This window comes from Ruegeria sp. AE3 (genome assembly GCF_056542225.1).
Genome location: NZ_JBQFZL010000013.1, coordinates 43,971 through 69,714, shown reverse-complemented (window position 1 = coordinate 69,714; position 25,744 = coordinate 43,971). Strand labels below are relative to the sequence as shown.

Genomic DNA, 25,744 nt, shown 5'->3' with positions numbered 1-25,744 from the left:
CTGCGGCAGTTTATAATGAAACAGGGCCAAAGCGATCGGGCCGACCATTTGCCGGCAAGACGTCGATGGAACTGTTCGATGCGAAGGCTCATTGCGGCACCTTTCACCAGCCAACTTAACCTAATTTTTCGCATTGGCATAGAACACATGACGGATCGTTTTACATGGCCATAAGTCTATTGACGGAATGTGCGTATTAATTAATATTATTACTACCATGCAAAAGTATTCCATCTTCTCGCTCGCCCGGAACGCACTGACCGGGCATAAGAACTGGCCCAGAGCCTGGCGTAGTCCGCCGCTGAGGGATCGGTATGATGTAGTGGTGATCGGGGCGGGGGGGCACGGTCTGGCCACCGCCTATTATCTAGCCAAAGAGTTCGGCGTCACCGATGTGGCTGTTCTGGAACGTGGTTGGTTGGGTGGCGGCAACATTGCCCGGAACACTGTGACTATCCGATCAAACTACATGCGGGATGAATCGATCCCGTTCTACGTCAAATCCGTCGCCATGTACGAAGGTCTCACGGATGAGCTGAACTTCAACATGATGCATTCCAAACGAACCATGGTGGATGTGGTTCAGACCTGGCCCAAGCTGCGCGAACTGCGGCGGCGACAGCTGGTGATGGATATCTATGGATCGACCTATGAACAGATCAGCACCGAGGAATTGCGCCGCCGCATTCCGGCGCTGACTGGCGGCGGGCCGGATGCGCGGCTGCCGGTGATCTGCGGCATGGTGCATACGGATGCCGGCGTGAACCGGCATGATGCCGTGGCCTGGGGCTATGCCCGTGCGGCTGACGCGCTTGGAGTAGAGATTCATCAGCAGACGGCGGTGCAATCCCTGCTGCGCGGGGCAGATGGCTCGATCGAAGGGGTTGAGACCAACCGGGGCGTTGTCCGGGCAAAGAAGGTGGTTGTGGCCGTCTCGGGTCACACAACCACGCTCACTGAAACTGCCGGGTTGAAACTGCCGCTACGGACGATGAACCTGACCGCGTTTGTGTCCGAACCGGTCAAGCCGTTGGTCGATGTGATCGTGAACTGCCCGGACAGCGGGTTCTATTTCAGTCAATCCGACAAGGGCGAGATGGTGATCGGCGGTGCGCCCGACATGGGGCAGAGTTTCCGCCGTGACATCAAGCAACACGTATTCGAAGACACGGTGACCGCAATGCTGTCCCTGTTCCCGAGTTTCAAGAAGCTCAAACTGATGCGGCAATGGGGCGGGCATCTGGATATTGCCCATGATGCCTCGCCGATCATGGATCAGACAGAGATTCCGGGGCTGTTTGTCACTGCCGGATGGTGGGGCGGCTACAAGGCCATTCCAGCAGGGGGGCTGACGCTGGCTCATCTGGTGGCAAAGGGGGAACCGCACCCGCTTATGGCGCCCTTCACTCTTGGCAGGTTCCGGCATCTGGACTTCGTGATGGAAGCCGGAACCACTACGGCGCGATAGGAAAGGTCAGGATCATGATGCTTTTACCCTGCCCATTCTGCGGCAAGCGAAACGAAAACGAGTTTATTTTTGGCGGCCCGGTCGGGGCGGAGCGCCCTGACGCCAATGCTGTCAGCGATGAACAATGGGTCGAATATCTGACGGTGACGCCGAACCCATTGGGTCCGGTTGAGGAGAAATGGTGGCACGCGCGCGGATGCGGTGAATGGTTCACGATCTGGCGGGACACACGGACTCATGACATTGTGGAGGCGTCCGATGGCACAAAGTAACCGCCGCGCTTCGGGCGGGCGCATCGACCGAAACCGCCCTTTGCGATTCACATTCAATGGCAAACCCTATGAAGGGTTCGAGGGAGATACGCTGGCTTCAGCCCTGTTGGCAAACGGGGTTCGGGTCACGGCCCGCAGTTTCAAGTATCATCGCCCGCGGGGTATCATGGGGCACGGGCCCGAAGAACCCGCAACACTGGTGGAACTGGATGGCGAAGATGCTTCGGGCAACCGTCCTGCGACAACGGTGCCGCTGCGCGACGGGCTGAGCGCGCGGTCGGTCAATTGCTGGCCCTCGCCCGAGTTCGATCTGGGTGGGATCAATCAGCTGTTGACGCGCTTTATCCCCGCAGGGTTCTACTACAAAACGTTCAAGTGGCCGGACTGGCACCTGTTTGAACCCTCGATCCGTCGGGCCGCAGGGCTGGCGGCGGCACCCGCCAATCCTCCGGCGAGGGGTCATTTTGAGGCCCGGAACGCCCACGCCGATGTACTGATCGCCGGAGCTGGCCCAGCCGGTCTGCAAGCTGCGCTTGAGGCCGGTCGCGCGGGTAAACGTGTGTTTCTGGCGGATGAGGGCACCGAGGCGGGCGGTAGTCTGCTCAACCGCAATCTTTCGATCGGTGGCTGTCCCGCAATGGACTGGGTCGCGGATGCGGTGGCTGAGCTGCGCGGTATGGACAATGTCACCCATCTGCAAAATGCAACTGTCTGGGCCTATCGCGAACACAATCTGATAATGGTGAACGAACGCGAGCCGGAACAGGACAGTATTCTGGAACGCAGTTGGCGCGTGCGGGCCGGCGAAGTTGTTATTGCTACCGGAGCCACTGAACGCGCCATGGTTTTTGGCGGCAATGACCGGCCCGGTGTGATGTTGGCCTCATCCGTGCAGGCTTACGTCAACCGGTGGGGCGTGACGCCTGGGCAGCGTGTGGTGCTGTTTACCAACAACAACAGTGTTTATGCTGTGGCGGCTGATCTGTCAGCGGCAGGTACGCAGGTTATGGCCATTCTGGACAGCCGCAAGACTGTCCCGTCTGAGGTATTGGATCAGGTTCCGAATGTCCCGGTTCACACTGCAACAGTTGCAAGTGATGTACGTGGTCATAAAAGGGTTCGCGCGGTCAAAGCCGTTCCCATGACGGGAGGAGCAGGTCACTGGATCCATTGTGATGTGCTGGGCTGCTCCGGTGGGTGGAGCCCAACTGTGCACCTGTGGTCGCAATCCCGCAGCACGTTGCGGTTTGATGGGGATCTGGCAGCATTTGTCCCTGATCAGGCGGTTCAGAAGTGCCGCGCGGTGGGGGCAGCGGCAGGAGATCTGACGCTGAACAAGATCGTTGAGGGTGGCGACGATCTGCCTTATGCAATTGAAGCGCTCTGGCGGGTGGATGTTCCGGGCCAGCACGGCAAAGCCTTTTTGGATGTGCAGAACGATGTCTCGGTCAGTGATGTGCATTTGGCCTTGCGCGAAGGCTATGACAATGTCGAACACGTCAAGCGCTATACCACCGGCGGCATGGGGATCGACCAGGGCAAGACCGGCAATATCAACATCATCGGCACCGTTGCGATGCAAAAAGGCGTGCCGCTGCAAGAGGTTGGAACGACCACTTTCCGGTCTCCCTATACGCCTGTTTCCTTTGGTGCGATTGGCGGGTTGCGGGAGGGCTGGGGGCTGTTCCCCTATCGCCATACCCCTGTGACCCAGTGGAACAAGGACAACGGCGCGGTCATGTATGAGGCTGGCGCGCGCTGGCGGCGACCGGGATACTTCCCGAAACCGGGCGAAGGTCTGCAAGAGGCCGTCAATCGCGAATGTCGGGCGGTGCGGGAAGGCGTTGGCATCTATGATGGCTCGCCCCTTGGCACCTTTGAACTGAAGGGTCGGGATGTTCCGCAATTCCTCGATTTCATCTACTCCAACATCATGTCCAGCCTGAAACCGGGCAACGGGCGCTATGGGCTGATGCTGTCGGATGACGGGCTGATCCTGGATGATGGCGTTGCGTTCCGGCTGGACGAACACCGCTGGCTGGTTTCGACCTCGACGGGGCACGCGGATGCGGTCAATCAGCATATGGAAAAGTTGCTGCAAACCGAATTCCCCGGCTGGCAGGTGATGATCACTACAGTCACAAGTCAGTGGAACAACGCCACCATTTGCGGCCCCAAGGCCCGCGAAGTGATGCAGGCGCTGGGTACGGATATCGACCTTTCAACCGAGGCGTTCCCGTTCATGTCCTTCCGCGAAGGTACTGTCGCAGGCTTCCCGGCCCGAGTGGTGCGGGTGAGTTTCACCGGCGAATTGTCCTATGAAGTCAACGTTGCCACCCGCCACATGGCAGCTCTGTGGAATAAGGTGATGGAGGCCGGTGCGCCCTTTGGCATCCTGCCGGTTGGTTCAGAATCCAGCCACGTTTTGCGGGTCGAAAAAGGGTTTCTGTCGCTGGGGCATGAGGTCGACGGCACGGTAGACGCCTATGATCTGGGAATGGGCTGGGCGATGTCGAAGAAAAAGCCGGATTATCTGGGTAAACGCTCGGTCGCGCTACGTCGCGCAGGTGGCGGAACCCGACGCGAGCTGGTCGGTATTCTGGCGGATGATCCAAACCGGCAAATCCCCGAAGGTGCGCCGCTGACGCCCGGTGGCCGGAAAGAGGCTACTGACGGGTTGGTCACGGCGTGCGTCTGGAGTGTGGTCAATAAACGATGGGTCGGACTGGCGTTGCTGGAAAACGGTCACGCGCGACAGGGCGAAACCGCCCATGTCCGGCTGAAGGACGATGTGATCCCGGTCACTGTCACGAAACCGGTCTTTCACGACCCCGAGGGCAAGTTGCTTAGGTCCTGAGATGAGATATGACGTAAAAATAGAAAGACGCAGCCTGATGGCCCTATTCGACCTCAAAGGAGCGCCTGACGCGGTTTCGAATTGGGTCGGGGACGCTCTGCCGTTATTGCCGGATCGCCCGAACACCCGCGTGAATAAAGACAACACCGAGCTGTTTTACATCGGTCGTAACCACTGGGTCACCCGGGCCCCGCTGGCACAGGAAGATACGCTGGAGGCAAAGCTGAAGCCAACGGACTGCCCGGCGGATATTAGTATCGTGCGTATCTCGGACACCATGACATTCTTTCGCATTACAGGAACGGATGCGGATCAGGTGATGGCAATTGCCAGTCCGATGGACCTGCATGACAGCGTGTTCGGGCCAGATGCAGTTACCTATACCGAAGTTTTTGGTCTCAAGGCTTTGGTGATGCGGTGTCGGGATGGTATTGAGTTTGCGGTCGAACAGAGTTTTGCGGATATGATTGACGACTTTCTGACCCGCGCAACGGCCTGAGGGGGCAACTGCCATGGCCCGGACACACATCCACAAGTACCAGACGCGCTATCACGCGAAAGCAACCTATTCCAAGGCAATCCGTGCCCGGGGCGATTTTGTTTTAATGCAGGGGCAGGTTGGTACTTTGCTGGATGGTACACTGATTGGCGAAGGCGATCCCGGTGCGCAGGCGGATCAGGCCTGCCTCAATATCCAGCGCTGGATGGAAGAGGCCGGGGGCAGTTTGGCAGATGTCTGCAAACTGACAGTTTACGTCACCGACATCTTGTACCGCCCTGCCGTTTACGAGGCAATTAATCGCTGGTTCGAGGGCGTGCATCACTGCTCGACCGGTGTGGTGGTGCAGGGGTTGGCCGACCCGTCGCTGTTGGTCGAGATCGACGCAATGGCTGTCATTGATAATGATGCGAGTACCACCGGTTAGGGATTTCGGCAAATCCCGACATTACGTTGTGTTGGTGTTAAGGTCGTGAGAATGTCCGGTCAAATTTGTCCGGTTTTGTCTGAGAATAGTAATGCTGTCGACGCTAACCTCAATTCTTCCGTTCTTTCTGATCATTGCGCTGGGTCTGGCCCTGCGAAAGGGGGAATTCCCAGCACGGATTTCTGGAACCTGAATGACAAGCTTGTCTACTGGGTTCTGATGCCTTGCTTGCTGTTCAGCAAAATCTCTCTGTCCTCTTTGGATAAGTCGGCGCTGGGATTGTACTCGGTTGCCATTCTGGGCGGGTTCGTCGCGGCGCTGTTGTATGCCGTTTTCACTGCCAGACTGATGGGCTATGCGGCGCCGCAGGCGACCTCGATCCTGCAGGGCAGTGCACGGCACAATTCTTTCATAGGGCTTGCACTGGCGGCGAACCTGTATGGTCCTGCCGCGCTGGATATCGCTATCCTTGCGACCGCCATTCTGGTGCCCACCACCAATATCGTTACGGTTATCCTGATGGTCGGCGCGCTGAAAAGCGACCGGGCCAACAGCCTGCCCGTGGCCATCCTGCGGGAGCTGGCGCGCAATCCTTACGTGATCTCGATCTTTCTGGCGGTCAGCGCCAATCAGGTGATCGGAGATCGGATACCGGTCGTGTATGATGTGACGGATGTTCTGGGGGTCGGGGCATTGCTGATCACTTTGCTTGCGGTCGGGGCGAACCTGCGGGTCTGGCCATGGCGGCCAGAGCATTGCCTCTGGTTCTTGCCATTGCCGGAAAGATGGTTGTCTTCCTTGTGACTGTGCTGGTGATCGGATTGACCGTTGGTTTGCCAAGGGATGTCCTGCAGATCGCCGTAGTCTATTCGGTCATTCCGACCGGGGCGTCGTCGTACGCATTGGCCAAACAACTGGGCGGTGATGCGCCATTGATGGCGGCAATCGTAACCCTGCAGACGTTGATTGCGGCTATCAGTATTCCGGTGTCGCTTGCTTTGCTGTTGCCGCTTATCCCATAGTCGGGCGACTACTGCGCCAGAACACCGTGTGCCCAATGAGCAATATCCAGCAGCCGGGTATCGTCACCTTTTCGGCCGATCAGCTGAAATCCCAGTGGTAACCCGCTCTGATCCGCGCCAAAGGGCAAAGCGATCGAAGGCACCTGCAACAGGTTCCACATCCGCGAATACAGAGGGTTTCCGGTGGCCCCAAGTCCTTCCGGTGCCGGGCCCGGGGCGGATGGCACAAGCAAGGCATCCGTGTCCCGGAACATCTGATCCAGCATTGCTTCTGCCCGATGCCGTACCGCCAATGCTGCGTGATATTCCACATCGCTGACTTCCAAACCGGCGGTGATAAGGTCGTAAAACTGTTGGCTGATCTTCGGCACTCCAACGGCGTGCTCGGCGGCGCGCAGACGGGCGGCCTCGTATCCCATAACGGTGATATGAGCTTGTGTCAGATCTGCGAAGACATGCGGATGAGTAATTTCACCAGTGTCGGCGCCCAAGGCGGCAAGTACGGACAGGGCGCGCGTGCAGGTGTCGCGCATCTCAAGCGAACCATCTTGCCAATAGGGCCCCCGCATCAAACTGATGCGGGGAAGGGCCTCGTCGAAATCTGCCGGGGGCAGCAGATCGGTGCCGCACAGTACAGCATCGCTCAGCGCGAGGTCGCGGGGATCGCGTGCCAGAATGCCCAACGTATCGAGGCTTAGGGACAGACCCATGACACCGGTCAGATCGTAGCGTCCGGTAGTTGGCTTGAAGCCGCAGACCCCGCAATAGGCGGCTGGGCGGATCAGCGAAGCCGCGGTTTGAGATCCAAATCCCAAAGGGGCCATGAAATCAGCCACAGCCGCGGCCGAACCGGATGATGATCCACCTGGTGTATGCGCCGGGTTGGCCGGGTTTGCAGTCTTGCCGGGTCGGAAATAGGCGAATTCGGTGGTTACCGTCTTGCCGATCGGAATGGCACCTGCGTCCAGAAAGGCCTGCACACAGGTCGCGTTCCGATCAGGGCGGCGATCCGAATAAAGGTCGCTACCCCAACCGGTCGGCATGTCATCGGTGTCGATGATGTCCTTGATCACAAATGGCACGCCATGGAGCGGTCCGCCAACGGGGAGTGCGTCGGCAGATCTTGCACGCTCCATGGCGCGCTCGGCATCGAGGGTCTGAAAAGCCCCGATGACGGGTTCACGGTTTTCGATCCGGTCCAGATGATCCGCCATCACTTCGGATGGTTTCACCTCGCCAGCCCGGATCATTGCAGCCAGTGCGTGGGCGGAGTGATGGTTCAGCTGCGTCATGCCTCCAGCGCTTTCAGGGCGTCGGCAAAAGGCGTGACAGGCATGTCATAGATGCCTCCGCCCAGGCGTCCGGCTTCGCCCAGCCGGTCAAGAATGCCCAGGCCGATCACGGGCCCTGAACCCTGTTCTACTGCGCCGCGAGCGGTGCTTCCCAATTGAACATCCAATGCGCGGAAATAGGGATGCGCCCCGACCGACAGGCCGGACATGCGTGCCTGCGCATCTTCGGGCAGATAAGCCCCCAGACCCTTTTTCTGCTCCGGGCTCAGATCGATGGCCATGGCCCCCAACCCGAAGGCTTCGACGACGGCGCTGTCACCGATAGCACCAAGCGCCCGCTCCTGTGAGAGGTCTACCTCAAACGTCCCTTTGGGCGGGCTGGCCGGGATTGTGAACCACTGGCCCGGCAGACCGGAGATCTGAATGCCTGTTTCGCGCCCATTGCCGCCTGCCGCGGTGACGAAGCTGGAGCCGTCAATCCCTTCGGCCAGTTTCATCATACATTTGGTTGCCGCCATCCACAGGTTCAGAAACAGCGAAGGTGAGCTGTCCATAAAGGCCAACACATCGTCATCCGTGATCCCGCCCGGCGTGCGATCCTTGAGCTCGGCAATCAGCGCCTGCGCGGATACTGGTGTACGCCCGTGGCAATCATCCCCTCCCATCAGGCCGATCACAGCGAGCGGAACCAGAGCAATCCCTTCAGCGATCCCTTTCTCCAGCACGTCTAGAAACCGGGTATTGAGCCATTGGATATGGTCCAGCACCGCCTCGGACCGCAGCCCCAGCCGCATTGCCGGACGGCTACCCCCATTGATCGGCGCATAAACCTGCTGCCGCCCGCGCCACGCGTCATAGACCGTGTGCAGCGGCATATCCGCCGAGACCACGGCGGCCAGCGGCGTCACCACATCATGATCCTGTGCGGGTTTCAGGAGGATTTCACCTGCGTTGATCATTGCTTCGGCCTGATCGAAATTCCTCGCAAGTCCCTGCCAGACGGCAGCGACGCAGGCTGAGTTCAGGATCGGTGCAGCAATCTGATCGGGGCTGGCAAAGGCGGGGCCTGCGTGCAGCAGAACGTTCTCGTCCAAACCCAGCGCATCAGACGCGGTATTGAACCGGTTCCAGACCGGTTGGGTCACCATGGCCTTGTCAAAGGCCAGCTGATCTGCGGCGTGCAGCATCACGTATCCTCCGGCGGGATGATCCATGTTTCCGAGAAATACAGGAATGCCGTCGTCGTCTCATATCCGGCCTGGACCCGTGTACCCAGTTTGCCCGGCAAAGCATGGCCATTGACGATGATCTGCGCCGAATGGGCAGGCACCAGCAGCGAGAACATGCTCTGCTCGCCCGAGGCGACCTCATGTGGCGACAGTTCCAACGCGCGGGGTGGTTCGAACCCTTCCCAGACCAGCTCAACGGTCAGGTTCTCGCCTACGATGGTCTCGGTGTAGCGATGGCTCATCGGATCGCCTGAGGAACGCACAACCTGCGCGCCAATCTCGGGCAGGGTGGCGAAAGCAGGGGCGTTGGCGAAAGCGGCCAGTTTGCCGATGAAGTTGGTCTTCAGAAAAGCCGTGAGATCAGGGTTGTCGCTGAGAATTACGTTCGGAGCCTCAGGTGGTCCTTCCACCTGATCCGGGGTTCCGTAAAGCAAGAGCACCTGACCCTGACCGACTGGAGACCATGCCACGCGAAAGAACAGCGCCATGGCTGAGAAGTTGTCATTGTCGTCTTTGAGCAGGATGCCCGGGTTTTCGCCGGTCCAGTCGACGATGCCGGGTGTGATAGGTTCGTTCAAAGGCATCACAGATCTTCCTGCGGGGTTACCCAGGTTTCCGAGAAGGCGAGGAAGGCCGTCGACATGGTGCGGCCAAAGAACTGGCGGCTAGCGACCTGACCGGGCAGGCGGGTGCCGTTGATGACAACCTGCGCCGCCTTGGCCTCCAAAAATACCGAATACATTTCATGCGCTTTAGTAGCCGAGTTCTCCTTGGTCACCTCTACCGGCATTGGTGGACCCATGTCCTGCCAGATCATCTCGACCGTAACGCCCGAGCCGCGCAGGGTTTCGGAGTATCGGGACTTCAGATCGCGGGGGCGCTTTTCGACGCTGTCGCAGTCCAGCCAGCTCATCGCGCCGAGACCCGCCTTGCCAATGAAGGTCGGCATCTTTGTCACCCATCCATCGACGATCCAGCGCATCATCCGCTGGTTATCGGTCATGACCAGGTTTGGCACACGCGGCCAGCCCTGCGCCTGATCGGGCGCCCCGAGGATCAGTGCTGCGTGTCCACGACCATAAGGTGACAGAACCACCCGAAAGAAAAGCGCCAGCGTGTCATAGTGATCCTGGTCGGGGTCCTGTTTCAGATAGATGCCCGGGTTTTCACCGGACCAGTCCACTCGGCCGGGGTTATGGGGGATGCGCGCTGTCATGACCAGCTCGCTTCATACTCTTTCAGCGCATCAACGATGAACGACTTGCGAGCCTCACCCTGCAGGTGGTCACCGGATTTGTAGATTTCAGCTACCTGATGCGAGATCTCTTTGAGTACTGCCCCGTCGTCCCGCCCCACCTGCAATGGAATGCGCAGCATGGTGTCACCAGCATATGTCGGTATCACCTTGCCGGCGAAATTGTCAGAGGGTTGAGGCGGTCTTTCGCCACTCTTCAGAGCGCGAATGGCGTTGCGCAGCAGGCGACGCGCTTTGGCCACGCCCCGGTCGGTAAAGCTGAGGTTTTCGCGGGCGTGGATATTCTTGGGCCCCTGACTGACCCAGGCGTCATAGTCCCCCGGATCGCGTTGCCGCATCTCATACGGTCGGTCGGGATCCTGGCCGTAGAAATCGGTCATTCCAAAACCCACCTTGCTTTTATCAGTCAGACCCTTTGGATCGTCATTCGCCACAGCATCCCGGAAATGCCGCCAGGCGATGACCATCGTGTTGGTGTCGTCAATTGGAGTAATCCAGCGCGACAGCCCGCAGCGTCCAAAATAGCGCGGCCCATCCGGCACCGGGAAATGACCGCCGTTCTGGGTGAACGAGGGCAACATATGATCATGGATGCGGACCCAGACGATATCCTCCACACGCCGGACATTCGTGTAGAAATCGCCGGTCTGGCTTTCGTGAAACTCGATCATCGGCATTTCGGCAAAGGCGTCGATGAACTGGCTGCGCACAGCCAGAGTGTGCAGGTAGACCACATGGAACGGATCCCAGGCATTCTCCATCACTTGCAGCCAGTTGCAGGGGGACTTGATGAGATAGGGCACCAACTCGTCACCTTCGTCATCGAAGGTATCCATGACCGGGAAGGGGGGCTGCGCGACGGCCGGACCCATATAGGCAAAGGCCAACCCTTTGTATTCGATCACCGGATACGCCCCCAGGCAAGCCTTTTTCTTGACCTGAGAGGCAGGTGGTTCACACGGGGTTTCCAGAATGGTGCCGTCAAGTCCGTATTTCCAGCCGTGATAGGAACACCTGATGCCGCCTTCCTCTACAATGCCAAACTCAAGGCTCATATTGCGGTGGCAGCAATGCAGATGGGTCAGGCCTAGCTTGCCTTCTTTTTTTTCGCGAAACAGAACCAGATCTTCGCCCAGAATGCGCAGACGATAGGGCAGGTCGCCGATCTGGTCAGTCATCGCCACCGGCATCCAGAACCGGCGCAGATATTCGCCGCATGGCGTGCCGGGGCCGACTTCAGTCATCTCCGGGTCGGGCTCTTGTTGCCAAACGCTCTGCTGGTCGTGACCGCGGAAATTGCCCTCTGGGGTTGAGAAATGATCGTTCATGGCATCCTCCGTGCGTATCGGTGGTCAGGGGAATGGATCGGGGACTGGCGCGGTGCCGGTCCATATCGATTTGACCTGACAGAAATCCTTGATGGCGTTCGGGCCAAGTTCACGCCCATAGCCCGACAGCTTGATCCCGCCGATGGGGCTGGCAGGGTCTACGCTGCGATAGTGGTTGATGTAGACCGTGCCTGTCGCAATAGCCCCGGCGATACGCGCGCCCTTGTCGGCATCGGTCGTCCACACCCCTGCAGCCAGCCCATAGTCGCTGTCATTGGCCAGCGCGATGGCTTCGTCTTCGGTAGTGAATGAGGTTACGGCAAGAACCGGGCCGAACACTTCTTCACGCCAAAGCTGCATGTCGGGGCTTACATTGTCGAACACCGTCGGCCCGATATGGAATCCGTTCCGACCCGCTGCCGTAGCGGTTCCGTCCAGCAGGCAGGCTGCGCCATCGGCCTTGGCACGTTCGATCATCGCCGTCACCTTGCGCAGATGCGGCTCGTTGGCCAGTGGTGCGATCTGAGTGTCTGGGTCCATCGGGTCACCCATCCTAAGCGCTCGTGCCCGGTCGACCAGGCGTGATACCAGCTTGTCTTTCAACCCGGCCTCAACAATCAGCCTTGAACCGGCGACGCAGGTTTGACCGTTCGACAGGAAGATGCCGGACAGGATTCCGTTGACCACATTGTCCAGATCGCAGTCGGCAAAGACCACCTGCGGAGACTTTCCACCCAGCTCCAGCACCGCAGGGATTACTCCGGCTGAGGCAGCCTCGGCCACTTTACGACCGCCAAAATCCGAGCCGGTAAAAGTGACCTTGCGCGTCAGGGGGTGACGAACCAACGCCTCGCCCACTTCGTGACCCAGTCCGGTGACCACGTTTAACACCCCGGGCGGCAGTCCTGCTTCGTGCGCCAGCCGTGCGAATTCCAGAGTCGAGGCCGAGGCCATTTCAGAAGGTTTCACAACCACCGTATTGCCCGCCGCCAATGCCGGTGCCAGCTTCCAGGCAAGGATCATCAACGGAGAGTTCCATGGCGTGATGGCGACCACGACGCCATAGGGCAAATGGTACCCAACGCTCTGCACGCCTGGGACGTTGTTGGCTTGCGGTTCGGGTTGTAGTTTGCGCGCCTCTGCCGCGAAATACCTGAACCAGCTGTGCAGCCCGGAAAATTGTCCGCGCACCTCGGCTATGCGCTTTCCGTTGTCGCGGATTTCAGGCGTTACAAGCTCTTCCCAGCAGGTTTCCAAGATGTCTGCCAATCGGTCGAGCGCATCCGACCTCTCTGGCGGCCCCGACTTTGCCCATGGCCCGTTCCGGAAAGCATGATCGGCATCCCGGATAGCCTGATCGGCGGTTTGTGCGTCGCAACGGGCGACCTTGCACCAGACCTGACCAGTGGCGGGGTCGACGCTGGGCAGGGTTTCACCATCCCAATCAACAAAGGCACCGGAAATGAACGGAGAGCAGGTTTTCATTCAACGTCCCTCGGGCACGGGTTGGGCAACCAGCGCCAGCAAATCGCCCCGGCGTACAATGCCGCGATTGCCATGGGCCAGAACATGGCCCGTTGCGGGAAAGGTAAGCTTGACAGCTGCGCGTTCCGGTTCGGTCGGAAAGTGCAGAGTACCCGCCAGATCACCTTTGATTACCTGTTGCCCGGCAGCGCAGCGGCGGTCGAACAGGCCATCCGCAGGCGCATGGATCGAATGCAGCGGATCGGCGACTTCCACACATTGCGCCGGTGCTGGGGCAGGAGAGCCGCCCGGCAGAATGCCCAGATGTTTCAGGCAGCGTATCAGCCCGGCTTCAGCAAGGTCAGTGGCATGAGGATCGACACCCCCTCCGCCACTAAGTTCTGCTGCGATCATCGGAACTCCGGCGCGGGCAGCGGCAGCATTCACCGAGCGGTTGTCGTTATGCACGCCCAGTACCCAGATCAGCGGAAGCCCAAAGGCGCGGGCCAAATCCATGTTGGCTGCGGTCAGGTCTGTGTCATCCCCCCTTGCCGCCAGTGCGCAAGGATCGAAAACGGACGCCTTACCACCTGAGTGCAGGTCTATGGCTGCGTCAACGCGGTGCAGCAGTACGGTTTCGACAAAATGCGCCAGCATGGCCGTCGGGCCACCATCCGCATCGCCCGGAAAAGCGCGGTTCAGGTTCTGACCATCCAATGGCGAAACCCGCGACGAAGCCTGAAAGGCGGGCGCGTTCAGGGCCGGGATCAGGATCACCTGCCCGGAGAGTTCGGCAGGGTTCAGCCGTTCCGCCAGACGCAGGATTGCTGAGGGCCCTTCGAATTCGTCCCCATGTGTGCCGCCCAGAATCAGGACAGACGGCCCCGGTTTGCCCCGCAGGCTGATGATCGGGATGGGATGGTATCCCAGCGGTACGGTATTGTCGGACCATTTCAGCATAAGATCGCCAACCTGCCGACCCGGCGCATCCAGATTAATGGTCAGGTGAAGCCTGCTGGGTTGGGGTGAAAGCGTGTCGGTCATCCGGGTTCTTCTACTGGGCTGCGACTTTCATAACATAATTTTTTTGAAAGTGAATTGTCTAAAGTTATATGTTGTGTGATATATGTATGAAATTGCCATTGCCGTCACTGGCGGCGCCGGAGGATTTGGATGGTCATAGCCCGTGCTAAAGCTGGAATAGACAGGATCAAACCTCATATGATGGGTGCGGCGTCCATGGACGTTCCGCCGCCTGCGATCCTTCTGAACTCGAATGAAAGTGTGTTTGGTCCCAGCCCGACGGCCCGCTCCGCCGCCTGTGCGGCCATCAGCAGTGTCGAACGCTATGTTGAAAACCCCGATCACATTCTGGCCCCAGCAATCGCCGAGAAATTTGGGCTGGACGCCGCACGGATCACCACCGGGCAGGGATCGGACGATCTGCTGGCCCGCCTGGCCCGCGCCTATCTGGGGCAGGGCACCGAGTTGATCCGCAGCGCAAACGGCTATCTCAAAGTACCGAACTACGCCTATGCCAATGACGCCGAGGTGGTGTCGGTCGCGGACGATGCCTTCAAACCCTCAGTCGACCGAATGATCGAGGCGGTGACTAAACGTACCCGGATCGTTTACCTCGCCAATCCCGAAAACCCGGCAGGTACATATCTGAACGGATCAGAGCTGCGCCGTCTTCATGCTGCGTTGCCTGAAAATGTGCTTCTGATCATTGATGCCGCCTACGAGGAATATGCCGATGCGGCGGATTATGAGCCTGCGCACAAGCAGGTGGAGGCTGCGGACAATGTTGTCATGTGCCGGACGTTTTCAAAGATTTTCGGACTGGCGGGCGCACGCGTCGGCTGGATGTTCGGGCCTGAGGATGTGGTCGACAGCGTGCGCCGGATCAGTCTGACCTTTCCCGTGGCGTCTTCTTCGGTTGCGGCAGCAGTTGCAGCACTGGAAGACACTGTGCACACCCGTTTTGTGCGAGAGACCAACCTGAATAATCGAAAATGGCTTTCGACCGCACTAACGGAACTGGGCCTGTATGTGGTTCCAAGCCAGACCAACTTTGTGCTGGTTCAGTTTCCAGATCCCAGGAAATCTGCCGAAGCGGTGGATCGGTTCTTGCGGCAGCGCGGCGTTGCCGTCCGCCGGTTCGCCTCGCCCGCCTATCGCGACTATATCCGCATTACCATTGGCCACCGCCATGAATTGCAGGCGGCACGGGACGGGATCGCTGCGTTTCTGGCCGGAGGTGCCTGATGGTCGCGTCCCCTCAACCAGCAGAAGATGCTCCGCAGGTCGCGCATCCATCCGGCGCCGCAATCATAGCCGCAATCAAGGTGGTGGGTGTTCGTGAAATAGTTGCGCTGCCGGATATTGTTACCAGTGATGGACTTCTCTGGCCGATCTCACGCGATCCCGTATTTCGCCTGACCCGTATCTGTAAAGAAGATGAGGGCGTCAGTATTTGCGGGGCGATGTCATACAACGGTACGCGGGCGGTCTTGATGATGCAGCAAACCGGGTTGATGGATTCCCTGAATGCGATCCGGGCCATTGGCGTCGACTATGAACTGCCGGTGGTCATGATGGTTGGACTGCAAGGCAAGGAGCCACATATGCACCCGGATCAGTCAGCCTCTTATGGGGTGCGGATCGTCCGGCCTGTGCTGGATGCGATGAAGCTGTCACATTCCCTGATCGAGGAACCGGGAGATGAAGACCATATCCCGCAGGCGATCGAAGCGGCCTATGCGGCCTCAAGACCTCATATTTTCCTGATTGGCCGCGCACCGGAGGCGCCATGACAATGCACCGCGATGCCGCGTTGAAAGCCCTGATCCCTCATGTCCGCGAGGAGGACATCGTGGTTGCCGTGTATCAGAACTGTTTCGACTGGCTTGCCCTGAACCCGCGCGATCTGAACTACGTGGCTGTAGGAGCGATGGGGCAGGCATCCTCTCATGGTTTGGGTCTGGCACTGGCCAATCCTGATCGGCGTGTGATCGTGCTGGATGGCGACGGCAGCCTGCTGATGAATCTGGGAACTTTGGTGACGATTGCCAATGCGGGAGTGACAAACCTTTACCATTTCCTTTCGGCCAACCGCGTCTATGAGGTGAACGGGTCGCACCCTTTGCCCGGCGCGGACAAAGTGGATTTTACTGCTATGGCATGGGCCGCCGGTTATGCCGGAGTGCAGCGATTTACCACGCTGGATCAGTTTTCCGCGGCGCTGCCGCAGGTGCTGTCATCCACCGGCCCACAGTTTGTTTCGATGGAATTGACGGCAGGTGCTCCTTATCCGCAGGACTACGCCTATATTCACAGCGCACAGGCGCGTGCCAGTTTCCGCGAGGCGCTTAATCGCCGTTGATCTGAGATTGCACGATCTTTAGAAAGGATTGCCCGACGGCAGACAGGGGCTTGTTTTTGGACCAGAACAGAACTGCCCGAAAGGTCAGAGGTGCCGCAAAGGGCAGGGCGACACAGTCAGGAATTGTTCTGAGGTAATCCAGGCTGGCCCCGACAACCGAGACGCCCAACCCACGCGCAACAAGACGGCATACTGCGTCGGTAGTGCGCGTCTCATACTGCATCTGCCGTTGAATGCCTTTTGCCTCGAAAAACTGATCCATCTCGAACCGGAACCGCGAGGAAGGCATGTATGAGATAAAATTCTCACCAGCCAGATCCTGCGCCTGTACAAGGGTTTTCCCGGCCAGAGGGTGACCAGTTGGAACGACGCAGCACACATCGCTGTTCCGGATAACCAGACTATCAAAGGACGGGTTGGCGGGTTCGGTCGTCGTGACCCCGAAATCGTAATTCTGCGAGACCATCCATTCGACCGCATCGTCGCTGGGCGCGATTTCCATCCGGGCCATGGCCTGCGGCCAGGTGGCGGCGAATTCCTGAATCAGATCGGGGGCCAGTTGGGACGACACCCCCGGGGTGATCACAAGGCTAAGCCGCGCGTGGCCGAATTTCCCGATGGCAGTCGCAGATTCCTTGATGTGTTCCATGCCGCTGACGGCCTGCCGCACCTCTTCCACCAGCAGACGGGCCTCATCCGTGGGCACCAGCACCCGGCCCGAGCGTTGAAACAACCGAAATCCAACTTCGGCCTCAAAGTCCGAAATCAGGCGACTGACCGCGGGCTGCGAGATACCCAGCATCGCCGCCGCCTCGGTCACGGTTCCGGTCGAAACCACGGTTCGAAAAGCGTCAACCTGTTTGAAAGTGATCTTCATGCGGGGACTAGGCCTGATTGAGATTTACGGTCGGATTATTCATAGTTTCACATAATATAGGAATATGAAATGGTTCCGGTGGGTTATACGGCCCGATGCCGCCGGAATGTGATGCCTGCTTACTGCGGACGTGTTGAAACGGTGATGAATTCAATCGCATTTGACAGGATTTGATGAAAGCCATGAGGCAGCTTGGCGTCAAAGCTCAGCGTATCTCCGGCGGCCATCGTAAAATCCTCGGTCCCGCATCGATAGACCGCCGTGCCCCTGATCATATAGAGAAAGACGTACCCTTCATGCTGATAGCTTGGCAGGCTTTCTGACTGGTCACGTGAGATGGTGATATGGGCAGACTGAAACGTGCCACGGGGCCCGCCATGTTTGCCCAGCAACATGTAATCATGTGCGTGGCCCTGTGTTATGCGCCGCGATGGCAACCCGTCGCCCGCTTTGACATGATGCACATCAGCTGCCACTTCGGAATGTGCAAACAGCGCCATCAGCGCGACGTCCAAAGCATCCGCCAATGATTGCAACGTGCCAAGTGAAGGGGATACATGCCCGTTTTCGATCCGGCTGATCATCGCGGTTGAAACCTGCGCCCGGGTGGCCAGATCCGCCAGCGTCAGATTACGCTCCTGCCGTAACCTTTGCAGAGTCTGTCCGACTTCTTTTTCAGTATCCGTTTTATTTACCATCAAACGATCGCCATTCATCCTTGTCTGGATGTTGATAGCGATTGGCAGGAATGGCCGCAAACTTTTCCCGACCCGGTTCTGCGGGGAATTGTGGGTCAGTTGTAAGGTCGTTCTGGCTTAGGTTTTAATCGTACCATCCTCAACCCAGGCGTCGAACTGTGCAAGAACAGCGTCGCAGAATGCAGCGTTGTTGATGTGTGCGTCCAGTACGGTCATCGAAAGAATCTGTTGGTAGGCTGCTTAGGAATCTCCGTGTATGACCGCAAACCCTACCGGAAAGGGTACTCATTTTCTATCGCTGTTCGCATGTCCTGATCCCGATTTTCAGATCGGGCGAAAAAACGGGCGAACTCATCATGCGGCTCGATCGGCGTTCTGAATCATCCTGGGTCATCGCGCACTACGCGAAAGCCTACATCGAACGATCTGAGGTTGGATCAAAGGCAGATCGGTTGGCGGATCTGGCGTAGGTCATTGAGTAGTGAGAGGTTCCTCCTCTCGCAACACGGCGGCAACCCGGTTCTCCTGTTCGAGGCTTTGGGTAGTCACTGAATTCGGCATAGGCAGATTCGTCATAGCAATCCTGCACCCATTCGGAAACATTGCCGTGGATGTCGTGCAGTCCAAACGCGTTTGGCGCATATTCCCCAACCGGGACGGTCTTGGCCACGGTTGTATTGGCGATCCGGTCAGCGGTTGTTCTGATATCCCAGTTTGCGTCAGTTGCCAGTAATTCTGTGCCTGTATGATAGGGGGTGGTTGTGCCAGCGCGGGCGAAATACTCCCATTCGGCTTCGGTCGGCAGCCGGTAGAGATGTCCGGAAACCCCCGTCAGCCAGCTTAGGTATTGCGCAGTGTCATACCAGCTCACTAGATGACGGGCCTTGCGCCTCGACCCCAGTCGACATCCGCCGGGTCAAGCGTGCAGGTGCCTGCATCCTGGCAGAATTGCCAGTCATCAAAGGTGATCTCGAACTGGCTGACCGAGAGTCCATCCGGAACTGTGACAAGATGTACCGGCCCTTCGTCCACGCCGCGACCGGCTTCGCCGTCTGGAGATCCCATATGGTATTCTCCGCCAGGCAGAGGCACCATGCCCGGACATTGGACGCAATCCTTGAAAACGCGCGCATCATCATGGTTCTGTTGCAAAGATTTGAGCCCGCTGAGTTGTTTCAGCAATCGCTTATGAGTCAGGTGGCGAGCTCAGCGAACTGCTGAAATGGACAGAGTCTGGGTGTGAATTGGTCCTTGTGGATCATATGCGACGCTTCGATTCCGTCGAGCGTTGCCGCCGCTGAAGCGAAGGCCTTGAACCCCATCATTGGCCGCGTGCGTCTCTTGATGAAACGGTGGTCCTGTTCCACGATATTGTTATCCGCCATTCGTGCTCCCAACGCCCCAATCCCGGTGGTTCAATAATAAACCACATTGAAGTCTTCGGAACCTCCGATTGAAGCGTCGCGATCATTCATGCCGGATAATAACCTGATCGAACAGGATCATCGGCTTATTAAGCGTCGCGTACGACACATGTGCAGGTTCAAATCATTCAGATCCGCATCGGCGACTTTGGATGGTATCGAGGTCGCCAACATGATCCGGAAGCGGCATTCTCAGGCGATACGACTTCCGGCTTTCAGCTATTCGCCAAGATAGCAGGATAAGTATATCCAGTAAGTCGCTTACTCTGGCCGTCCCAAAAATTTGCGACACATCCCACACGGTTCGGGGTCGAAAGCCACTTTCGGTTCAGCTCCGCCCTGCCGGAAGACCACTTGCGAGAGGGGTTGGCAAGGCTCAACGATCTGACCGGTGATATTCTAAACCACGCGTGACGGGTAACGGATCGCAGGTTTGTTAAAACGGCGCCACTGATTCGCGCCGTTTTGGCTTGTCTGAGACCGCAATGCAGTCGCCAACCGGGCATGGAGGATGGTTCGGAATCCGCGTGGCTTCACAAAAATGTCACGAAGACTGGTCCAATCCTTAGAAAATTGCCGGCACCAAGTCGTTGGAGATATTTCTGCTTATGGTTGCTTGAAAATTCATCAAGGCTTTATCCCCAAGCCAAAAGATGTCACGCTTCGCGGCAGTGAAAGACAACTTTCGCAACTTCTTTACCGACAGAAACCAAGAAAGCTGCGACGCAGTGTTCTTTGCGACTTGGCAAAATCAAAATCGAAATGAACGAAGTCTCAGCGGGCGTCGGTCTAATCCGGCTGCTGTGTGCGTTCCCGATCAAGTGGGGCCGCGCGGCGACGAACATATGGGAGAGAAAACATGAACAGATACATTCGAAACTCAGTGGCGGGGCTTTTGTCTTCGACCATGATTACTGGTGCTGCATTTGCTGCAGGCACGCATCCTGAAACCGGCGAAGCGCTGGCAGACGACCAAACCTTTACCTACCGTATTCTGGACGAGCACAGCTCGGTCGATCCGCAGGTTGTCGAAGACGTTTCCGGTGCTGAGATTGTACGTGACCTGTTTGAGGGGCTGATGAACCAGGATGAGGATGGCAATCTGGTTCCGGGCGTCGCCACAGGCTACACCGTCGATGACAGCAAGAAAGTCTATACCTTCACACTGCGTGACAATGCGAAATGGTCGAATGGCGACCCGGTAACCGCCGGAGATTTCGTTTTCGCCTGGAAACGCGCGGTTGATCCGGCACTGTCCTCTCCTTACGCGTGGTTCATGGAGCTGATGTCGATCGAAAACGCATCAGCGATCATCGCAGGCGAAAAGCCGGTTGATGATCTGGGTGTCAAAGCCATCGATGACACGACCCTGGAAGTCACGCTGAGCGCGCCGCTGCCGTATTTCCCGCAGATGACAACGCATTCGACGACCTTCCCGGCACCTCAGAAGGTGATCGCGGAATTTGGCGATGAATGGACCAAGCCCGGAAACATCGTGTCGAATGGCGCGTATGTTCTGACCGAGCACCTGCCGCAGGAACGTTCAGTCCGTGAGCGTAACGAGATGTACTGGGACAATGACAACACCATCATCGACAAGGTTGTGGCACTGGTCATCAATGACGAAAACGTAGCCCTGACCCGCTATCTGGCCGGTGAACTGGACCGGACCGAAGTTCCCGCCGGTCAATTCCCGCGTCTGCAGGAAGAGCATCCTGATGAGGCCATCAGCTTCCCGCGCCTGTGCAACTACTACTACACGTTTAACGTGTCTGACAGCGGCCCTGAAGAATTCAAGGATCCCAAAGTTCGTCAGGCCCTGTCGCTAGCCGTTGACCGGGACATCATCACCAAGAACATCAAGGCCGGTGGCGAGCCGCCCGCATATACATTCGTTCCAGAAGCAACCGCAGGCTTTACGGTTCCGGTCGTGGAAATGGCATCGATGAGCCAGGCAGAGCGCGACGAGCTGGCCAAGGAACTGCTGGCCGAGGCCGGCTTTGGCGCGGATAATCCTTTGACCTTCTCGATGGTCTACAACACTTCGGAAGCCCACAAGAAAGTTGCAGTCGCGCTGAGCCAGATGTGGAAGCAAAAACTGGGCGCCAATGTTGAACTGGCCAACATGGAATGGAAAGTCTTTCTGGAAGAGCGGGGCAACCAGAACTTTGATCTGGCCCGCGGCGCGTGGTGCGGCGACTATAACGAAGCCTCAACCTTCCTTGACCTGTTGCAGTCGGATTCGGGCTACAACGACGGCAAGTACAACAATGCCCGCGTGGACGAGTTGCTGGCCGAAGCCAAAACTTCGGACGATCCGGCACCGCTGTACACCGAGGTCGAGCGTATTATCGCTCAGGAAACCCCCGTTATTCCGATCTACCACTATGCCGGTGTCTACATGATGGACAGCGATGTCGGAAACTGGCCGGTCAAAAACGTAGAGCAAAACTGGTACTCCAAGAACCTCTACAAAATCGCCGAGTAATCATCTTCTGACCATGACCTGCCCCGAAGTTTTCTTCGGGGCAGCGCCATCTATTGGGGGCATTGAATGCTTGCCTATGTCATTCGGCGGGTGCTGACCGCCATACCGACGATCCTGCTGTTGATCGTCGCCTGTTTCTTTTTGATGCACTATGCGCCCGGTGGGCCCTTTACCTCGGAACGGACATTGCCGCCGCAGGTTCTGGCCAATATCGAGGCGCGGTACGGTCTGGACCAGCCGTTGTGGAAGCAACTCTGGGATTATCTGTACAATATCGTTGTGCATTTCGACTTTGGCCCGTCCTTCAAGTTCAAGGACCGCGATGTGAACGACATCATCGCGCAGGGCTTTCCGATCTCGCTGACCTATGGGTCGCTGTCCTTTCTGGTCGCCACAGTGGTGGGCATCGGACTGGGGATAGCCGCCGCAATCCGGCACAACAGCTGGATCGACTACTTTGCGGTTGGGCTGGGGATTGCAGCGCAGGCGCTGCCCAACTTCATCATGGGTCCGATCCTGATCCTGACCTTCACCCTGTGGCTGGGATGGTTGCCCGGCGGTGGGTGGAATGGTGGTCAGTGGCCCTATCTAATCATGCCGGTTATCGCCCTTGCGACATCTTACATGGGGTCGATTGCGCGGATCACCCGGTCTTCAATGCTGGAGGTTCTGAATTCGAACTTCATCAGAACCGCCCGTGCCAAGGGCCTGCCGACTAGAACCGTGATCTGGCGCCATGCGATGAAGCCGACATTGCTGCCGGTCGTATCTTATCTGGGGCCGGTGTTTGTCTATGTGCTGACCGGGTCCGTCTTTGTTGACATCTATTTCTCGACCGGTGGTCTGGGGCAGGCATATGTCGGCTCGGCCTTGTCACGCGACTATGCCGTGCTGCTTGGGGTAACGATCCTCTATGGCGTTCTGACCGTTCTGGTAAACCTGCTGACCGATCTGGCCTATGCCTGGTTCGATCCGAAGATCCGCTATTGAGGGGCTGGATATGCTAGGAAAATCACAAAAAGCCGCGCATCTGGCCGAAGAAATCACCGATTATACAGCCGTTCAGGGACGTTCTCTCTGGCAGGATGCACGTATGCGCTTTGTACGAAACAAAGCGGCAATGGCCAGTGTGTTCATTCTGCTGCTTATCGTGTTGTTCACGATCATAGGCCCGTATTTTGCCGTCTGGAGCAATGAAGAGATCGACTGGAATGTCATGGGCGATGTCCGGGGCATGGGAATGCCGTCGATGGAAACGGGTCACTATTTCGGTGTCGACGATCTGGGGCGCGATTTGTACAGCCGCGTCATTCAGGCAACCACGACGTCCCTGCTTGTGGGGTTGATCGGGGCGGCGACCGCTCTGATCGTTGGAACGTGTTATGGCATTACTGCCGGGTACTTTGGGGGGCGGACGGATGGTGCGATGATGCGTTTTGTCGACATCCTTCTGGCTATCCCGACAACTCTGATCATCATCCTTCTGCTGGTTGTTGCCGGGCGATCCTTCTTCACGCTTTTCATCGCACTGGGCGCGGTTGGATGGCTGACCATGTCACGTATCGTTCGCGGGCAGACGCTTGCCCTGAAGAACCGCGAATTCATCGAGGCTGCTCGCGCCGCGGGCGTCAGTGAATTCACGATCATGTATCGCCATATATTGCCTAATCTGCTGGGTGTCGTGATCGTCTATGCGTCGCTTCTGGTGCCCGAAATGATCCTGACCGAAAGCTTCATCTCATTCCTGGGTCTGGGAATTTCCGAACCTTACACGTCGCTGGGAAGACTGATCGCAGAAGGGGCGGGAACCATGGGCTATGGAACGCTGTGGCAATTGATGTTCCCGCTGACATTCTATGTCGCCATTATCATCACGATGTTCTTCATCGGCGATGGTCTGCGTGACGCTTTGGACCCGAAGGACCGCTGATATGAGTCTGTTTTCCGTAAAGAACCTGAGCGTCCGGTTTGACACCCCCGATGGTGTCGTCGAGGCGGTCAAGGATATCAGTTTTGATATCAATCCGGGCGAATGCCTTGGTATCGTTGGTGAAAGTGGATCCGGCAAAAGCCAGACTTTCATGGCCGCTATGGGTTTGTTGCCCTCTGCCGGACACGCCAGCGGGTCAGCCAAGCTGAACGGTCAGGAGATATTGAACCTGCCAGTGAACAAGCTGAACCAGATCCGCGGCGATGATGTTGGCATGATCTTTCAGGATCCTCTGACCGCTTTGACACCACATCTGAAGATTGGGCAGCAGATGCGCGAAGTGCTGCAGGTCCACGAGGGCCTGAAGGGGTCCGCGGCGCGCGCGCGCTGTCTGGAGTGGTTGGACAGGGTGCGAATTCCCGAAGCGGGCCGTCGTCTGGACCAGTTCCCGCACGAATTATCCGGCGGAATGCGGCAGCGTGTGATGATTGCGATGTCGATGCTGTGCAGCCCCAAACTGCTTATTGCGGACGAGCCGACGACAGCGCTGGATGTTACTGTTCAGGCAGACATCCTTGACCTGATGGTTCACCTGCAAAAAGATGAGGGCACCGCAATTGCACTGATCACGCATGACATGGGCGTCGTTGCGCGCATGTGCGACCGGGTTCAGGTCATGCGGATGGGTGAATTCGTCGAAGCCGGTGAAACACGCGCGCTGTTCCGAAATCCGCAACATGAATACACGCGGGCCCTGCTGGAGGCGATGCCCCGGATTGATTCCGGCGACGCACCGCGCGCTTTGGAAAAGGCCGAAGAACCCCTTCTCAAGGTCGATGATGTCAAGGTTCATTTCCCTATTCATGTCTCTGGCGGGTTGTTCGGGCGCAAGGTTCCGCTGAAAGCTGTCGACGGTGTCAGCTTTGATATTCGCAAGGGCGAAACTCTGGGTGTCGTGGGCGAATCCGGTTGCGGAAAATCGACACTGGCGCGCGCGGTCTTGCAACTGATCGAACCCAGCGCGGGCGGCGTCAGCTGGTTGGGCCATCCGATCGTCGGCTTGAAGCGATCCGAGCTGAACAAATACCGCAAGGACCTGCAGATCGTGTTCCAAGACCCGTTGGCCAGTCTTGATCCACGCATGACCATTTCAGCGTCGATTGCTGAGCCGCTGAAAACCTACCGCCCCGATCTGACGGACCGGGAACGCAAACAGATGGTCGCCGAGATGATGGAGCGGGTTGGTCTACAGGCCAACATGATCAACCGTTACCCGCACGAGCTGTCCGGAGGGCAGAACCAGCGCGTCGGCATTGCACGGGCGATGATCAACAAGCCCAGGCTGATTATCTGTGACGAAGCGGTTTCAGCGCTCGACGTTTCCATTCAGGCACAGATTGTCGAGCTGCTAAAGGAACTTCAGCAGGAATTTGGCCTGTCGATGATATTCATCAGCCATGACTTGTCGGTTGTGCGTGCGGTATCGAACCGGATCATGGTTCTGTATCTTGGTCGGATTGTGGAAATGGGTGATGGAGAGGTGATCTGCTCGGAGCCGATCCATCCTTATACTCAATCACTGATCTCGGCCGTGCCGATACCGGACCCGGATGTAGAGCGGACGCGGCAGCGCCTTAAACTGCCGGGTGAGCTGCCATCGCCGCTGGATCCCAAAGCCGCGTTGCGGTTTTTGCCCAGCCGACTGGTCAACGGTCACAGTGATTATGTTCCAAAGCTGCAAGAAGTCGCACCAGACCATTTTGTAGCGGAACACGACACGCTGGATTCCATCATGGCCAATGGCTGATCGAAAGGTCTGTTGCAGGTTT

General features: G+C 57.8%; 25 protein-coding genes and 2 pseudogenes. 15 read left to right on the top strand and 12 right to left on the bottom strand.

Features of this window, described 5'->3' with window-relative positions:
- Positions 1 to 217: 217 nt before the first annotated feature.
- The 7 genes from ACR0NZ_RS17460 (at position 218) to ACR0NZ_RS17430 (ending at position 6,545) form a co-directional block, all read left to right on the top strand.
- A complete protein-coding gene (locus ACR0NZ_RS17460; RefSeq protein ID WP_480520666.1) occupies positions 218 to 1,468 on the top strand; it encodes an FAD-dependent oxidoreductase in 1,251 nt (416 codons plus the stop codon).
- Between the two features lie 14 nt (positions 1,469 to 1,482).
- Positions 1,483 to 1,740: a sarcosine oxidase subunit delta gene (locus ACR0NZ_RS17455; protein WP_480478006.1), complete on the top strand. Its 258-nt coding sequence runs from the start codon at positions 1,483 to 1,485 to the stop codon at positions 1,738 to 1,740.
- Entirely contained in the window at positions 1,727 to 4,597 is a 2,871-nt protein-coding gene (locus ACR0NZ_RS17450) for a 2Fe-2S iron-sulfur cluster-binding protein (protein ID WP_480520664.1), read from the top strand. Before ACR0NZ_RS17455 ends, ACR0NZ_RS17450 begins: the two co-directional genes overlap by 14 nt.
- Positions 4,598 to 4,634: 37 nt before the next feature.
- Positions 4,635 to 5,096, top strand: a complete 462-nt coding sequence (locus ACR0NZ_RS17445; protein ID WP_480520662.1) for a sarcosine oxidase subunit gamma family protein — start codon at positions 4,635 to 4,637, stop codon at positions 5,094 to 5,096.
- A 13-nt stretch (positions 5,097 to 5,109) separates the two neighbouring features.
- Positions 5,110 to 5,523 (top strand): RidA family protein, encoded by a 414-nt coding sequence (locus tag ACR0NZ_RS17440; protein ID WP_480520660.1) that lies wholly within the window; start codon positions 5,110 to 5,112, stop codon positions 5,521 to 5,523.
- A 228-nt stretch (positions 5,524 to 5,751) separates the two neighbouring features.
- Positions 5,752 to 6,327, top strand: coding sequence for an AEC family transporter (locus ACR0NZ_RS17435; RefSeq protein WP_480520658.1), 576 nt, complete (start codon positions 5,752 to 5,754; stop codon positions 6,325 to 6,327).
- Positions 6,309 to 6,545: an AEC family transporter gene (locus ACR0NZ_RS17430; protein ID WP_480520656.1), complete on the top strand. Its 237-nt coding sequence runs from the start codon at positions 6,309 to 6,311 to the stop codon at positions 6,543 to 6,545. The genes ACR0NZ_RS17435 and ACR0NZ_RS17430 overlap by 19 nt, the downstream gene beginning before the upstream one ends.
- An 8-nt stretch (positions 6,546 to 6,553) precedes the next feature.
- Here the strand turns inward: ACR0NZ_RS17430 and ACR0NZ_RS17425 are convergent, their stop codons facing one another.
- Genes ACR0NZ_RS17425 through ACR0NZ_RS17395 form a run of 7 tightly spaced genes read right to left on the bottom strand, consistent with a single transcriptional unit; the run spans position 6,554 to position 14,157 of the window.
- Complete coding sequence (locus tag ACR0NZ_RS17425; RefSeq protein ID WP_480520654.1) at positions 6,554 to 7,837, bottom strand: amidase; 1,284 nt, start codon at positions 7,835 to 7,837, stop codon at positions 6,554 to 6,556.
- Positions 7,834 to 9,024, bottom strand: a complete 1,191-nt coding sequence (locus ACR0NZ_RS17420; RefSeq protein WP_480520652.1) for a YlbE family protein — start codon at positions 9,022 to 9,024, stop codon at positions 7,834 to 7,836. The genes ACR0NZ_RS17425 and ACR0NZ_RS17420 overlap by 4 nt, the downstream gene beginning before the upstream one ends.
- Positions 9,024 to 9,650, bottom strand: coding sequence for a hypothetical protein (locus tag ACR0NZ_RS17415; RefSeq protein ID WP_480520650.1), 627 nt, complete (start codon positions 9,648 to 9,650; stop codon positions 9,024 to 9,026). The genes ACR0NZ_RS17420 and ACR0NZ_RS17415 overlap by 1 nt, the downstream gene beginning before the upstream one ends.
- Complete coding sequence (locus tag ACR0NZ_RS17410) at positions 9,650 to 10,282, bottom strand: hypothetical protein (RefSeq protein WP_480520648.1); 633 nt, start codon at positions 10,280 to 10,282, stop codon at positions 9,650 to 9,652. The genes ACR0NZ_RS17415 and ACR0NZ_RS17410 overlap by 1 nt, the downstream gene beginning before the upstream one ends.
- Positions 10,279 to 11,649, bottom strand: a complete 1,371-nt coding sequence (locus tag ACR0NZ_RS17405; RefSeq protein ID WP_480520646.1) for a Rieske 2Fe-2S domain-containing protein — start codon at positions 11,647 to 11,649, stop codon at positions 10,279 to 10,281. Before ACR0NZ_RS17405 ends, ACR0NZ_RS17410 begins: the two co-directional genes overlap by 4 nt.
- Positions 11,650 to 11,673: 24 nt before the next feature.
- On the bottom strand, positions 11,674 to 13,134 hold the full coding sequence (locus ACR0NZ_RS17400) for an aldehyde dehydrogenase (protein ID WP_480520644.1): 1,461 nt from the start codon (positions 13,132 to 13,134) through the stop codon (positions 11,674 to 11,676).
- Positions 13,135 to 14,157: a succinylglutamate desuccinylase/aspartoacylase family protein gene (locus tag ACR0NZ_RS17395; RefSeq protein WP_480496280.1), complete on the bottom strand. Its 1,023-nt coding sequence runs from the start codon at positions 14,155 to 14,157 to the stop codon at positions 13,135 to 13,137.
- Between the two features lie 129 nt (positions 14,158 to 14,286).
- On the opposite strand from ACR0NZ_RS17395, the gene ACR0NZ_RS17390 reads away from it, so the two are divergent.
- Genes ACR0NZ_RS17390 through ACR0NZ_RS17380 form a run of 3 tightly spaced genes read left to right on the top strand, consistent with a single transcriptional unit; the run spans position 14,287 to position 16,498 of the window.
- The gene (locus ACR0NZ_RS17390) at positions 14,287 to 15,381 is read left to right on the top strand and encodes a pyridoxal phosphate-dependent aminotransferase (protein ID WP_480520642.1); all 1,095 of its coding nucleotides are present in this window, start codon (positions 14,287 to 14,289) and stop codon (positions 15,379 to 15,381) included.
- Positions 15,381 to 15,929: a decarboxylase gene (locus tag ACR0NZ_RS17385; RefSeq protein ID WP_480520640.1), complete on the top strand. Its 549-nt coding sequence runs from the start codon at positions 15,381 to 15,383 to the stop codon at positions 15,927 to 15,929. The genes ACR0NZ_RS17390 and ACR0NZ_RS17385 overlap by 1 nt, the downstream gene beginning before the upstream one ends.
- The gene (locus tag ACR0NZ_RS17380; protein ID WP_480520638.1) at positions 15,926 to 16,498 is read left to right on the top strand and encodes a thiamine pyrophosphate-dependent enzyme; all 573 of its coding nucleotides are present in this window, start codon (positions 15,926 to 15,928) and stop codon (positions 16,496 to 16,498) included. Before ACR0NZ_RS17385 ends, ACR0NZ_RS17380 begins: the two co-directional genes overlap by 4 nt.
- Here the strand turns inward: ACR0NZ_RS17380 and ACR0NZ_RS17375 are convergent.
- The 5 genes and pseudogenes from ACR0NZ_RS17375 to ACR0NZ_RS17355 all read right to left on the bottom strand — a co-directional run.
- A complete protein-coding gene (locus ACR0NZ_RS17375) occupies positions 16,485 to 17,375 on the bottom strand; it encodes a LysR substrate-binding domain-containing protein (RefSeq protein WP_480520636.1) in 891 nt (296 codons plus the stop codon). The two genes, ACR0NZ_RS17380 and ACR0NZ_RS17375, sit on opposite strands and share 14 nt — an antisense overlap.
- A 119-nt stretch (positions 17,376 to 17,494) precedes the next feature.
- Entirely contained in the window at positions 17,495 to 18,073 is a 579-nt protein-coding gene (locus ACR0NZ_RS17370; RefSeq protein ID WP_480520634.1) for a helix-turn-helix domain-containing protein, read from the bottom strand.
- Positions 18,074 to 18,485: 412 nt separating this feature from the next.
- Entirely contained in the window at positions 18,486 to 18,944 is a 459-nt protein-coding gene (locus tag ACR0NZ_RS17365; RefSeq protein ID WP_480520632.1) for a formylglycine-generating enzyme family protein, read from the bottom strand.
- The gene (locus tag ACR0NZ_RS17360) at positions 18,944 to 19,168 is read right to left on the bottom strand and encodes an SUMF1/EgtB/PvdO family nonheme iron enzyme (protein ID WP_480520692.1); all 225 of its coding nucleotides are present in this window, start codon (positions 19,166 to 19,168) and stop codon (positions 18,944 to 18,946) included. Before ACR0NZ_RS17360 ends, ACR0NZ_RS17365 begins: the two co-directional genes overlap by 1 nt.
- 98 nt (positions 19,169 to 19,266) lie before the next feature.
- Positions 19,267 to 19,449: pseudogene (locus tag ACR0NZ_RS17355) on the bottom strand (DDE-type integrase/transposase/recombinase); the annotation flags it as partial.
- 106 nt (positions 19,450 to 19,555) lie between these two features.
- On the opposite strand from ACR0NZ_RS17355, the pseudogene ACR0NZ_RS17350 reads away from it, so the two are divergent.
- From ACR0NZ_RS17350 to ACR0NZ_RS17330, 5 genes and pseudogenes are all read left to right on the top strand, one after another.
- Positions 19,556 to 19,740, top strand: a pseudogene (locus tag ACR0NZ_RS17350) (DDE-type integrase/transposase/recombinase); the annotation flags it as partial.
- 616 nt (positions 19,741 to 20,356) lie between these two features.
- A complete protein-coding gene (locus tag ACR0NZ_RS17345; protein ID WP_480520630.1) occupies positions 20,357 to 21,985 on the top strand; it encodes a peptide ABC transporter substrate-binding protein in 1,629 nt (542 codons plus the stop codon).
- A gap of 66 nt (positions 21,986 to 22,051) precedes the next feature.
- Positions 22,052 to 22,975 carry an oligopeptide ABC transporter permease OppB gene (gene oppB / locus ACR0NZ_RS17340; RefSeq protein ID WP_209507493.1) on the top strand — a complete coding sequence of 308 codons (924 nt, stop codon included), beginning with the start codon at positions 22,052 to 22,054 and terminating at the stop codon, positions 22,973 to 22,975.
- 10 nt (positions 22,976 to 22,985) lie between these two features.
- Positions 22,986 to 23,915 carry an ABC transporter permease subunit gene (locus ACR0NZ_RS17335; RefSeq protein WP_209507494.1) on the top strand — a complete coding sequence of 310 codons (930 nt, stop codon included), beginning with the start codon at positions 22,986 to 22,988 and terminating at the stop codon, positions 23,913 to 23,915.
- Between the two features lies 1 nt (position 23,916).
- The gene (locus ACR0NZ_RS17330; protein WP_480520627.1) at positions 23,917 to 25,722 is read left to right on the top strand and encodes an ABC transporter ATP-binding protein; all 1,806 of its coding nucleotides are present in this window, start codon (positions 23,917 to 23,919) and stop codon (positions 25,720 to 25,722) included.
- The last annotated feature ends 22 nt before the right edge of the window (positions 25,723 to 25,744 follow it).